We start from the raw sequence: 12,177 nt of genomic DNA, 5'->3' as shown, positions 1-12,177 counted from the left end.
CTTGGGTCTGTGGGACGTGCAGGCGCTGGCACGGCGCCGCGCCGTGCTACCACAGTCGCCGTCGCTGGGCTTCGATCTGGAGGTGGACACTGTCGTCGGCATGGGCGGCTACCCCCATCTCATGCTCAGCCCGCAGGCCCTGCGGGAGTGCTGCGAACGGGCGATGCATGAGGCCGATGTGGCGGGGCTGTCGGGGCGGCGCTACCTCAGCCTGTCCGGCGGCGAGCAGCAGCGTGTGCAGTTCGCGCGTTGCCTCGTGCAGGTGCTGGCCGGCCGTGGGCCCGGCGAATACCGTGCCTTGCTGCTGGACGAACCCACCGCCAGCCTCGATCCCCGCCATCAGGTCGGGCTCATGCACACGGTGCGGCGGCTGGCCCGGCAGGAGGGGCTGGCGGTGATGCTGGTGCTGCACGACGTCAACCTCGCCGCCCAGGCCTGCGACCGGTTGCTGCTGTTGTCCGGCGGGCGAGCCGTGGCACAGGGTCCGGTGGACGAGGTGCTTCGCCCGGCCGCGCTGGAGGCGGTGTACGGCCTGCCGGCCAAGGTGATCGAACACCCGCACAGGGCGGGACGGCGGCTGGTGCTGTTCGAGTCCTGAGCAAACGATGCGTTCAGGCGCGCGTGCGCAGACTCAGCCTGAAGAGTTCGCTGCGTTCCCAGGCAGCCTGCTCCTCGCGCAGCAGGTAGAGCGTGCGAGGATGGGCCTGCGCCCAGCCGGCCTCCATGTTGAGCAAGATGGTGCGGCCGTGGCGGCTGGCGGTGAGGGCCGACAGCACCGGCAGGTTGCGTGCATGGCACAGGATCACCGCCAGTCGCAGGCTCAGGACCTGCAGCGCGAAGGTTTCCTCGCGCAAGGCCTCCTCCAGCTTGCGCAGGCCGCCGCGCTGGCCCATCACCAGGTCGGCCAGGCGGCGCTGTTGCGATTGCGAGAAGCCCGGCGCGTCGACATGGCCCAGCAGGTAGGCGCTGTGGCGGTGGTGGTCGTGGTGAGAGACCATCATGCCCATCTCGTGCAGCGCGCAGGCCCAGTCCAGTTCGCGCTGCACTTCCAGCGGTGCCTGGGGCGCCAGGCTGGCGTGCAAGGTGCGGGCGACGGTCTGCACCCGTTCAGCCTGGAGCCGGTCGATCCCGAAGCGCAGCTGCATCTGCAGGACCGAATCGTCGCGCATGTCGTGAGGGTGCTCGCTGTCCAGGCTGCCGTGCAAGCGGTCCTGGAGGTCGAAGATCACGCCCTGGCGCAAGGCACCCCGGGCCGGCTGCAACGCGACGATACCGAAATGCGTGGCCAGCGTGTAGAGGATCGACAGCCCGCCGCCCAGCACGGCCTTGCGGTCTTCCTTGAGGCCGGGCAGGGACAGGCGCTCGGCGCGGCCGGCGCGAAGGCAGCGTTCCATGCACCAGCGCAGGCCCTCGGGCGTGATCGTGCCGTCGGTCACGCCGTTGGCCAGCAGCAACTGCGACACCGCCCCGACCGTGCCCGACGAGCCCAGCGCCTGCTGCCAGCGCGTGGGGGCGAAGGTCTCCAGGGCCTCTTCCAGCTCGGCGCCAGCGGCCACCTGGGCCTGCCGGAACGCTGTTTCCGTGTAGCGCCCGTCACCGAAATAGCGCAGCGACAGGCTCACGCTGCCGATCTGGAAGGATTCGGCCTGCAGGGGCGAGCGGCCTTCGCCGAGGATCATCTCGGTGGAGCGTCCGCCAATGTCGATGACGAGACGTCGGCCGTCGCTGGGCGGCATCAGCCGCGCCACCCCCACGTAGATGAGGCGGGCCTCCTCGCGCCCGGAGATCACCTCGATCGGATGGCCCAGCACGGTCTGGGCTCGGCGCAGGAAGGCGTCGCGGTTGCGCGCCTCGCGCAGCGTCTGCGTGGCCACGGCCCGCACCTGGCCGGGGCGAAAGCTGCGCAGGCGTTCGGCAAAGCGCGCCAGGCAGGCCAGGCCGCGCAGCGCGGCCTCCTCGGTGAGCATGCCCTGCGCATCCAGCCCGCCGCCCAGGCGCACGGTTTCCTTGATGTAGTCCAGGCGTCGGTATTGCCCGCGCTCGATCTGGCCGATCTCCAGGCGAAAGCTGTTCGAGCCCATGTCGATGGCAGCCAGTGGCGATCCGGCTTCGCCGGGCGCGGCCTCGGGCTGCCGCACGGCAGGTGCGGCCGCATAGGCGGAAGGGGGCGTGGAGGAGATCATGGCCGTGATTGTCCCTGCAAGGGCTGCCGTCGTCACCCCGGGCATCGGGTCGTGCCGGGCCGGCCGCGGCGCCATCTTGACATGATTGATAAGATCGCTGTTGCATCAATGCACAGCGAAGGGCCTGCGGGCCCTTCTTTGCTGTTGTCCACCGTCCCGCTCCCATGACGCTTGCCTACATCGTCCTGGCCACCCTGATCGGTGGTGTCTTGTCCGTCGTCATTGCTGCCAGCCTCACGGTGAGTGTGCTGAGCCGGGTGGTGCGCAGCCTGGTGAGCCTGTCGGCCGGCGTGCTGCTGGGCACGGCGCTGATCCATCTGCTGCCCGAGGCCTTCGAGAGCTCGGCTGGTGCCCACGACCTCTTCCTGACGCTGCTGGGGGGGCTGCTGTTCTTTTTCCTGCTGGAAAAGGTCGAGCTCTACCGCCACGGCCACCATCACGAGGGCGACGGCGACCACCACCACCATGGCTTCGACCACGAGCAGGCCGGCCGCGGCGGCTGGACCGTGCTGGTGGGCGACAGCATCCACAACTTCTGCGACGGCATCATCATCGCCGGCGCCTTCCTCGTGGATGCCCGCCTGGGGGTGGTGACGGCCCTGGCCATCATCGCCCACGAGATTCCTCAGGAGGTGGGCGACTACATCGTGCTGCTCAATGCAGGCTTCTCGCGCGCCAAGGCGCTGCTGTACAACGCCGTCTCGGGCCTGGCGGCGGTGGTGGGTGGGGTGGTCGGCTACTTCGTCGTGAAGCCCTGGGAGGACCTGTTTCCTTACCTGCTGGTGGTGGCCTCGTCCAGCTTCATCTATGTGGCGGTGGCCGACCTGATCCCCCAGTTGCAGCGCAGGCTGTCATGGCGCGAGACGGTGGCCCAACTGCTGTGGCTGGCCGCGGGCCTGGGCCTGATCCTCGTGCTGGTGGACCAGTTCCACGGCCACTGACCCGCCGGAATCAGCGCACCACCAGCACCGGCACGTTGGTGTGCGTCAGCACGCGGTTGGTCTCGCTGCCCAGCAGCAGGGCTTGCACGCCGCGGCGGCCATGCGAAGCCATCACGATCAGGTCGACCTGGTGCTGTTTGGCGTAGTCGACGATGGCTTCCCACACGCTCACCGATTCCACCGTGTGGCCGGTGCAAGGCACGCCCTGGGCGGCGCAGGCCTCCTTGACCGCCGCGACGTTCTTGGCCGCCACCCGTTCCTGTGCATCGAGGAACTCCTGCGGCAGTGTGGGCTGCATCTCCGACATCGCACTGTAGGGATAAGGGTCCTTGACGCTGAGCGTGTAGACCTCGGCGCCGAACTGCTTGGCCAGGCTCACCGCCGTCGCGACGGCACGCTGGGTGATCTCGGAGCCGTCTGTGGGGACGAGGATGCGCTTGTACATGGTGACCTCCTGTCGATGAGGGATGCCGTCATCTTGCGTATCCCGTACGCAAGCATGTTGATGCATATCAAGCGCAGGGGCAAGGCGGGTTTTCAGCCCCGCTCGACCGGCCGGGTCGGGTCGGCGCACCACTCGCTCCACGAACCCGGGTACAGCGCCGATCCATGCAGCCCGGCGGCTTCCATGGCCAGCAGGTTGTGGCAGGCCGTCACGCCCGAGCCGCACTGGTGTACCACGGCCTGCACGGGCGTGTCACCCAGGAGCGCGCGGAACTCCGCTTGGAGGGCCTGCGCCGGGCGGAAGCGGCCGTCGGCATCGAGGTTGTCCTTGAAGAAGCGGTTGATCGCGCCCGGAATGTGGCCCGCCACCGGGTCCAGTGGCTCGACATCGCCGCGGTAGCGCTCGGGGGCGCGGGCGTCGATCAGGCGTTGCCCCGGCGTGCCCAGGGCCTGCAGGACGGCCTGCGCATCGCGCATCGCCACGGCGGCGGGTCGCAACGGGTAGGCCCGGGGGGCCGGCGGCGCGACGGGCCCGGCCTGCAGCGCTGCGCCGATGGCCTGCCAGGCCGGCAGGCCGCCGTCCAGCACGGCCACGGCTTGGTGTCCCAGCCAGCGCAGCATCCACCAGGCCCGCGCGGCGAACATCGCGCCCTGGCGGTCGTAGACCACCACGGGCGTGTCCGGGCCGATGCCCAACGCGGCGATGCGTGCGGCGAAGTCCTCGCGTGTGGGCAAGGGGTGGCGGCCGTTGCGCCCGGTCTTCGCGCCGCTGAGGTCGCGCTCAAGGTGCAGGTAATGGGCGCCGGGCAGGTGGGCCTGCAGGTAGGCGGCCTCGCCGGCGGCCGGGTCGGCCAGGTCGAAGCTCACGTCGATCAGCACGGGCGCCGGGTCCGACGCCATGGCGGCGCGCAGCGCCTCGGGAGAGATCAGCGGGGTGGGCAGGTTCATGACTCGGTGCTCGTGGTGTGGGGGGGCACGTTCGGTGCCGTCTTGCTGCGCAGGAAGGTGGCGGCGATGCCCGCGACCACGATGAGGATCATGCCGACGACGGCCATCCATGTCACCGGGTCGCGGAAGAGCAGCACGCCATAGAGAAAGGCAAAGACGATACCCAGGTACTGCAGGCTGGCATTGACCAGGGTCTTGCCGGTGGCGTAGGCACGGGTCATCAGCAATTGGGCCACGGTGGCCAGCACGCCGACGGCCAAGAGCAGCGCCACCCCCTCCAGCGTGTGCGAGCTGGCACCGCCAGCCAGCATCGTCAGTGCACCGGCCACCACACCCCCGAGTGAGAAATAGAAGACCACGCGGTACTCGGGCTCGCCGATGCGGCCCAGGGCCGTGACCTGCAGATAGGCCGTGGCCGAGAGCATGCCCGAGATCAGCCCGACCAGGCCGTGCCAGAGTTGTTGGTCGTCGATGGTGGGGCGCAGGATCAGGGCCACGCCGGCAAAACCGGTGAGCACCGCGGCGATGAGCCGGCCGTCGATGCGCGCGCCGCCCATGATGATGGCCCCGCCCAGCAGGAACAGTGCCATCCACACCGAAGACATGTAGTTCAGCGTCATGGCCGTGGCCAGCGGCAGCCCGCCAATGGCATAGAACCACAGGCTCAGGGCGAGCACGCCGCTGACGCTGCGCCAGAAGTGCATGCCGGGCACCGAGGTGCGCAGAGTGCCGCCACGGTGCCAGACCATCAGGGCGATGGTGGTGGCGCCCACGATACCGCGGTAGAACACGATCTCGCCGCTGCTGTAATACGCGGAGGCGTACTTGACGCACACGCCCATCGTGGCGAACAGCAGGGACGACAGGACCATCAGCACAGGGGCACTCACAGGATCTCTTCCTCGGGACGCAACAGGTGGGGGGCGGGCTCGGGCAGTTCTGCCTCCTCGGGCAGGCCCCAGACCGGGATCAGGGTGCCGCGGCCCTTGAGGGCGCGTTCGCCCAGGGGCCGCAGGCATTCACGCACGTGCGGCGGCAGCAGGTCGCGGGTGGCCTGGTTCATGAAGGCCAGCATGCCGCTTTCCAGCCTGGCCAGGCCTTCCAGGCGGGCCGCGACGTTCACGGTGTCGCCCACGACTGTATAGATGCAGCGCTCGGGCGAGCCGATCTGACCGGCCAGCGCGGTACCGCTGGCCAGGCCGATGCCGATCTCCAGCGGTGCGGCGCCATAGCTGGCGCGCTCCCGGTTGAACTCGGCCAGTTCGCGGCGCATCGCCACGGCTGCATAAAGCGCGCGCTCCACCCGATGAGGGTCGGGCGTGGGCGCACCGAAGACCACGACCATCGCATCGCCCATGTAGTTGTTGACGTAACCGCCAAAGCGCTGCACCGCATGGGTCATGCGCGTGAAATGCTCGTTGAGCGTGAGCACCACATCGCGCGGCTTGAGGCCCTCGCACAACTGGGTGAAGCCGCGGATGTCGGAAAACAGCACGGTGACCTCGACCTCGTGCCCGCCGAGCATCAGCTCGCCTTGCACGAGCTGGTCGCGCACCTCGGGCGAGACGAGGCGGCCGAAGACATCGCGCTCGCGCTCGCGCTGCTCGAGCTCACGGCTCATGTGGTTGAAGGACTGGGCCAGCAGGCCCAGCTCGTCGTCGCGCTCCAGCGCCACGTGGGCGTTGAGGTAATGGCCCCTCAAGATGGCGCGTGCCGCACGGGCCACCTCCCGGATCGCCCTCGCCAGCGAACGCGCGAAACGCCAGGCCACCCAGGCGCTCAGCCCCGAAATCACCAGTACCATGAGGCCAAAACGCAGCAGCTCGGCCAGCACCAGCGAGCGGTAAGCATCCAACGACGCCTGGACCTCCACGCTCCAGCCGCTGTCGCCCAGCGGCGAGCGGGCCACCACGGGGCGGGAGCGCGCATCGGCGGCGGCCAGCGCCTCCATCACGGGCAGGGGCTGCACCAACGGCGGCTGACCCGCGATGCGCCGTACCAGCATCAGCCCACGGTCTTGTGCATCGCGCAGCAGGGCCCGCAGCTCGCCGCCGTCCTGGTCGGGCAGTTCCAGCGCCTGGGCCAGCGCGCCGGCGGAGACGCCCACGACCACCCAGCCCTCGACCCCCTCCTGCATCAGGGGGACCCTCACTTCGACGCTGCCGAGGTCCTCCCGGGGGTGCCAGGGCGGCTGCGAGGGGGAGAGCTGGCGTACCGCAGGCGCCTCGCGCACGTGCGGCGGGAGGGTTTGCGCCACGCGGCCTCGTGCGTCCAGCAGCTCGACGCGGTCCACCTCCGGAAAGCTGCGCACCAGTGCCAGCCAATCGCCTCCCAGCGCGTCCAGGCGGGGCAAGGGCTCGGCGAAGGCGTCGTCCTCGCCGGTGCGTTGTCGCAGGCCCGCGGCCATGCCGGGAGAGGTCGCCATCGCCTGCGCCAGCCGCTGCGCCGTCGCCAGCAACTGGGTCACCCGTCCGGCCAGCAGGCTGGCGGTCTGGCGGGCCCGCAGCTCCTGTTCCTCGCGCAGCCGTTGGGCCCCTTCGGTGAGCGTCAGCAACCCGGCGATCACCAGCGGCACGACGGTGAACAGCAGCACAGAGACCGGCAAGGTGCGGCTGAGCGAGCGCTTGTGGGTGTCGGGCGGGGGCGGCGTCACGGGCGTTCGGGGCAGGGAACGTCCGGCATTGTGCGACAGCCGGAAAAAGAAACACCCGGCCGGGGCCGGGTGTGCGATGGCGGGGTCGGGTCAGAGGGCACCGATTTTGTGACGATACCACTCGTGGAAGTGCTGCATGCCGTCTTCCATCGGGCTCTGGTAGGGGCCGACCTCGTTGTCGCCGCGCTCGAGCAGGGCCTTGCGGCCCCAGTCCATGCGCAGCGCGATCTCGTCGTCTTCGACGCAGGTCTCCATGTAGGCGGCACGCTGGGCCTCGACGAACTCGCGCTCGAAGGCGGCGATCTCCTCCGGGTAGAAGAACTCCACCACGTTGAGCGTCTTTTGAGGGCCCTTGGGATGCAGTGTGGACACCACCAGCACATGCGGGTACCACTCCACCATGATGTGGGGGTAGTAGGTCAGCCAGATCGCCCCGTGCGAGGGCGGCTCACCGCCGCGGTAGTTCAGCAGCACCTCATGCCATTTTCGGTACACGTCCGAGCCCGGCTTGCCCAGGGCATTGGCCACACCCACGGTCTGCACCGAGTACTCGCGGCCGAACTCCCAGCGCAGGTCGTCGCAGGTCACGAAGTTGCCCAGGCCCGGATGGAAGGGGCCGACGTGGTAGTCCTCCAGGTAGACCTCGATGAAGGTCTTCCAGTTGTAGTCGCACTCGTGCATCTCGACGTGGTCGAGGACGTAGCCCGAGAAGTCGAATTCCTGCACGGGACCGAGCCCGGCCAGGTCGGCAGCAATGTCGCGGCCGTTGTCCTCGAACAGCAGGCCGTTCCACTCGCGCAGGCGGTAGTTGTTGAGGTTCAGGCACGGGTCCTGCGCGAAGTGCGGCGCGCCCAGCAACTGGCCGTCCAGCGCGTAGGTCCAGCGGTGCAGGGGGCAGACGATCTGGCTCTTGGTGTTGCCGCGCCCGCGCAGCATCACGGCCTGACGGTGGCGGCACACGTTGGAGATCAGTTCGATGCCCCGATGCGAACGCACCAGCGCGCGGCCCTCGCCTTCCTGGGGCAGGGCGTAGTGGTCACCCACCTCGGGTACCGCGAGCGCATGCCCGAGGTACCGCGGACCGCCATGGAAGATGAGCTCCATCTCGCGACGGAACAGTTCGTCGCTGAAATAGGCCGATACCGGCAGTTGCGTGTGGCTTTGCTCAAGGGCAACGCTTAGGTCTGACATGATCCCCAGGATCTCCAAAAACCAATGTCCAACCACCACCCACGGTGGGCCCATCTTCCCCGGCCAGGCTCCAGTGATGCCGTCCATGGCGAAAGCCTCCGTTGGTGTGTGTGCGGGACCTGGGCGGTCCGGGACGGGGCCTGCGGCGGGTAACCTAGCATTTTACCGGCGGGGGGGGGTCCCCCGGCCGGGTGGCCCTACGGCGTGGTGCGGCATGCCGCATCGTGGGGCGGGTGGGGCCTGGCGGTGCGTTGGGCGCACGCCGGCTGCTTGACTACAATCAGAGGCTTTTTCTCACGCCCCATGCCCAAGACCCCGACACCCGCGCCGGCCGCCAGCGCGGCCAGCCACGCCAGCTACGAGGAGGCGCTGGCCGAACTCGAGCGCCTGGTGGCCGAACTCGAGTCCGGGCAGTTGCCGCTGGACCGCCTGCTGCAGACCTACCAGCGCGGGGCGGAGTTGCTGGCCTTTTGCCGCAGCCGGCTCGAAGCGGTGGAGGCCCAGGTCAAGGTCATCGAGGACGGGCAGCTCAAGCCCTGGAACGCGGCATGACCCCGGCACAGTTCCAGGACTGGACGGCCGCTGCGCTGCAGCGCGTGGAGATCGCACTGGACCGCTTCGTGCCGGCCGATGCGCCGGCCGGGCTGGGCGAGGCGATGCGCTACGGCGTGCTCGACGGCGGCAAGCGCTTGCGCGCACTGCTGGTGCTGGCCGCCGCCGAGGCGGTGGGCGGCCATGCGCAGCCGGCGCTGCGGGCGGCCTGCGCGGTGGAGTTGATCCACGCCTATTCGCTGATCCACGACGACATGCCCTGCATGGACAATGACGTGCTGCGCCGGGGCAAGCCCACGGTGCATGTGCGGTTCGGGCAGGCGCAGGCCATGCTGGCCGGCGATGCGATGCAGGGGCTGGCTTTCGAGGTGCTGACGCCCCAGGACGAGGCCGAAGTGCCCCTGCCGCTGCAGGCGCGTCTGTGCGGCCTGCTCGCGCGCGCGGCCGGGCATGCCGGCATGGCGGGCGGGCAGGCCATCGATCTGGCGGCCGTGGGCCGCACGCTGAACGAGGCCGAGCTGCGCCACATGCACCGCTGCAAGACTGGCGCCTTGCTGCACGGCAGCGTGATGATGGGGGCGGTGTGCGGGAGCCCCACGGAAGCTGCGATGCAGGCGCTGTCGGACTATGGCTGGGCCATCGGGCTGGCCTTCCAGGTGGTGGACGACATCCTGGACGTGACCCAGGCCTCCGAGACCCTGGGCAAGACGGCCGGCAAGGACGCCCAGGACGGCAAGCCCACTTACGTCTCGCTGATGGGCCTGGAGGCCGCGCGGCGCCACGCGGACGAGCTGCGCGACCGGGCCCACACCGCGCTGGCGCGCAGCGGCCTGGCCGACACGGCCTGCCTGGCCCGGCTGGCCGAACGCATCGTCGATCGGGAACACTGATGAACCACCCCCTGCTCGAAACCATCCACAGCCCGGCCGATCTGCGGCGGCTGCCCCGCAGCGAGCTCAAGCGCTTGGCGGCCGAACTGCGCGAGTTCGTGCTGCACAGCGTGTCCCAGACCGGGGGGCACCTGTCGTCCAACCTTGGGACGGTGGAGCTCACGATCGCTCTGCACTACGTTTTCAACACGCCCGAGGACCGGCTGGTGTGGGACGTGGGCCACCAGACCTATCCGCACAAGATCCTCACCGGCCGGCGCGAGCGCATGCACACGCTGCGCCAGCTCGGCGGCATCAGCGGCTTTCCGCGCCGCGACGAGAGCGAGTACGACACCTTCGGCACCGCCCATTCGTCCACCTCCATCTCGGCGGCGCTGGGCATGGCCCTGGCGGCCAAGCTCAAGGGCGAGGACCGCCGTGCCGTGGCCATCATCGGCGACGGGGCGATGACGGCCGGCATGGCCTTCGAGGCGCTGAACAATGCCGGTGTACAGCATGCGGTGGGATCGGCCGACATGCTGGTGGTGCTCAATGACAACGACATGTCGATCAGCCCGCCGGTGGGCGCGCTGAACAAGTACCTGGCACGCCTGATGAGCGGCAAGTTCTACGCGGCCGCGCGCGAGGGGGCCAAGGCGGTGCTGAAGAACGCGCCGCCGCTGTTCGAGCTGGCGCGCCGCTTCGAGGAGCATGCCAAGGGCATGGTGGTGCCTGGCACGATCTTCGAGGAGTTCGGCTTCACCTACGTGGGGCCCATCGACGGCCACGACCTCGACGCTCTGATCCCCACGCTGGAGAACCTGCGCGACAAGAAGGGCCCGCAGTTCCTGCATGTGGTCACGAAGAAGGGCTATGGCTACAAGCTGGCCGAGGCCGACCCGATCGCCTACCACGGCCCGGGCAAGTTCGATCCCGCGCGCGGGCTGCAAAAGCCGGCGACACCGCCCAAGACCACGTTCACCCAGGTGTTCGGCCAGTGGCTGTGCGACATGGCCGAGGCCGACCCGAAGCTGGTGGCCATCACGCCGGCGATGCGCGAGGGCTCGGGCATGGTCGAGTTCCACCAGCGCTTCCCGACCCGCTACCACGACGTGGGCATCGCCGAGCAGCACGCCGTCACCTTTGCCGCCGGTCTGGCCTGCGAAGGTCTCAAGCCGGTGGTCGCGATCTACTCCACCTTCTTGCAGCGCGCCTACGACCAGCTCATCCATGACGTGGCGATCCAGAAGCTGCCGATGGTGCTGGCGCTGGACCGCGCCGGCATCGTCGGAGCCGACGGCGCCACCCACATGGGCGCCTTCGACATCGCCTTCCTGCGCTGCATCCCCCACGTGAGCGTGCTCGCCCCGGCCGACGAGAACGAGTGCCGGCAGATGCTCTACACCGCCTACCTGCAGGACCATCCGGTGGCCGTGCGCTACCCGCGCGGCGCAGGCGTCGGTGTCGAGGTGAAGAAGGAGATGACGGCCCTGCCCTTCGGCAAGGGCGAGTTGCGCCGCCGCGGCCAGCGCATCGCCATCCTGGCCTTCGGCCCCTTGCTCTACCCGGCCCTGGCCGCGGCCGAGCGGCTCGATGCCACCGTGGCCAACATGCGCTTCGTCAAACCGCTCGATGCGGCCCTGGTGGAGGAACTGGCCCGCACCCACGATGCCTTGGTGACGGTGGAGGAGGGCTGCGTGATGGGCGGTGCCGGCAGTGCGGTGGCCGAGGCCCTGCATGCGGCGGGTCTGATGGTGCCGGTGCTGATGCTGGGCCTGAAGGACGAATTTGTCGAGCACGGTGACCCGGCCCGGCTGCTGGCCCTGCATGGACTGGATGCCGAAGGCATCGAGCGCTCCATCCTGCAGCGCTTTGGTGCCAAGCTCGAACGGGTCAAGCCGGCGGCCTGAGTGCCGCGCAGCGCTCAGGTCACTACCAGGCGCGGCGGACCCGCCTCGATGCGGCCCACCACCGCCGCGGCCCCGAATCCGTGCCGACGGAAGATGTCCAGCACCTCGTCGACGGCCTGGGGGGCACAGGCCGCCAGCAGCCCGCCGCTGGTCTGCGGATCGGTGAGCAGGGCCCGGTCGGTGTCGGCGAAGCCCTCGGGCAGGTCCACCTCGGCGCCGTAGCTGGCCCAGTTGCGACCCGAGGCCCCGGTGACGAAGCCGCGCGAGGCCAGCTCGCGCACGCCCTCGAGCAAAGGCACTTTCGCCCAGTCGATCACCACCCGGGTGCCGGCCCCTCGCGCCAGCTCCAGGCCGTGTCCGGCCAGGCCGAAGCCGGTGACATCGGTCAGGGCGTGCACGCCGGGCAGTTCCGCCAAATCCATGCCCGGCGTGTTCAGGCGGGTGGTGGTGTCGATCATGCGGCGATAGCCGGCCTCGTCCAGCGCG

General features: G+C 69.5%; 12 protein-coding genes. 5 read left to right on the top strand and 7 right to left on the bottom strand.

The window, feature by feature from the left end; translation table 11 throughout:
• The coding region (locus tag ACK42S_RS10490; protein ID WP_409706747.1) for an ATP-binding cassette domain-containing protein at window positions 1–598 on the top strand (598 nt) is incomplete at its 5' end.
• 13 nt (window positions 599–611) lie between these two features.
• On the opposite strand, the gene ppx is transcribed toward ACK42S_RS10490, so the two are convergent.
• Window positions 612–2,183: an exopolyphosphatase gene (gene ppx, locus ACK42S_RS10485; protein WP_409706744.1), complete on the bottom strand. Its 1,572-nt coding sequence runs from the start codon at window positions 2,181–2,183 to the stop codon at window positions 612–614.
• 164 nt (window positions 2,184–2,347) lie between these two features.
• Between ppx and ACK42S_RS10480 the strand changes: the two genes are divergently transcribed.
• Window positions 2,348–3,124: a ZIP family metal transporter gene (locus ACK42S_RS10480; RefSeq protein ID WP_409706741.1), complete on the top strand. Its 777-nt coding sequence runs from the start codon at window positions 2,348–2,350 to the stop codon at window positions 3,122–3,124.
• 10 nt (window positions 3,125–3,134) lie between these two features.
• On the opposite strand, the gene ACK42S_RS10475 is transcribed toward ACK42S_RS10480, so the two are convergent.
• The 5 genes from ACK42S_RS10475 to ACK42S_RS10455 form a co-directional block, all read right to left on the bottom strand.
• The gene (locus tag ACK42S_RS10475) at window positions 3,135–3,569 is read right to left on the bottom strand and encodes a universal stress protein (RefSeq protein ID WP_409706738.1); all 435 of its coding nucleotides are present in this window, start codon (window positions 3,567–3,569) and stop codon (window positions 3,135–3,137) included.
• Between the two features lie 92 nt (window positions 3,570–3,661).
• Window positions 3,662–4,516: a sulfurtransferase gene (locus tag ACK42S_RS10470; RefSeq protein WP_409706735.1), complete on the bottom strand. Its 855-nt coding sequence runs from the start codon at window positions 4,514–4,516 to the stop codon at window positions 3,662–3,664.
• A complete protein-coding gene (locus tag ACK42S_RS10465; RefSeq protein WP_409706750.1) occupies window positions 4,513–5,388 on the bottom strand; it encodes a DMT family transporter in 876 nt (291 codons plus the stop codon). The genes ACK42S_RS10470 and ACK42S_RS10465 overlap by 4 nt, the downstream gene beginning before the upstream one ends.
• A 14-nt stretch (window positions 5,389–5,402) precedes the next feature.
• Window positions 5,403–7,169, bottom strand: coding sequence for an adenylate/guanylate cyclase domain-containing protein (locus ACK42S_RS10460; RefSeq protein ID WP_409706732.1), 1,767 nt, complete (start codon window positions 7,167–7,169; stop codon window positions 5,403–5,405).
• Window positions 7,170–7,259: 90 nt separating this feature from the next.
• A complete protein-coding gene (locus ACK42S_RS10455; protein WP_409706729.1) occupies window positions 7,260–8,360 on the bottom strand; it encodes an aromatic ring-hydroxylating oxygenase subunit alpha in 1,101 nt (366 codons plus the stop codon).
• Window positions 8,361–8,663: 303 nt separating this feature from the next.
• Here ACK42S_RS10455 and xseB point away from each other — a divergent pair, with 303 nt between their 5' ends.
• The 3 genes from xseB to dxs are packed head-to-tail and all read left to right on the top strand — an operon-like array spanning window position 8,664 to window position 11,691.
• On the top strand, window positions 8,664–8,912 hold the full coding sequence (xseB, locus tag ACK42S_RS10450) for an exodeoxyribonuclease VII small subunit (RefSeq protein ID WP_409706726.1): 249 nt from the start codon (window positions 8,664–8,666) through the stop codon (window positions 8,910–8,912).
• Window positions 8,909–9,802, top strand: a complete 894-nt coding sequence (locus ACK42S_RS10445) for a polyprenyl synthetase family protein (RefSeq protein ID WP_409706722.1) — start codon at window positions 8,909–8,911, stop codon at window positions 9,800–9,802. The genes xseB and ACK42S_RS10445 overlap by 4 nt, the downstream gene beginning before the upstream one ends.
• Window positions 9,802–11,691, top strand: coding sequence for a 1-deoxy-D-xylulose-5-phosphate synthase (gene dxs, locus ACK42S_RS10440; RefSeq protein ID WP_409706719.1), 1,890 nt, complete (start codon window positions 9,802–9,804; stop codon window positions 11,689–11,691). The genes ACK42S_RS10445 and dxs overlap by 1 nt, the downstream gene beginning before the upstream one ends.
• 14 nt (window positions 11,692–11,705) lie before the next feature.
• Here the strand turns inward: dxs and ACK42S_RS10435 are convergent.
• The coding region (locus ACK42S_RS10435; RefSeq protein ID WP_409706715.1) for an AIR synthase-related protein at window positions 11,706–12,177 on the bottom strand (472 nt) is incomplete at its 5' end.

Source organism: Caldimonas sp. (assembly GCF_046289365.1).
GTDB lineage: Bacteria > Pseudomonadota > Gammaproteobacteria > Burkholderiales > Burkholderiaceae_C > Caldimonas.
This window is presented reverse-complemented; position numbering and strand designations above follow the sequence as displayed.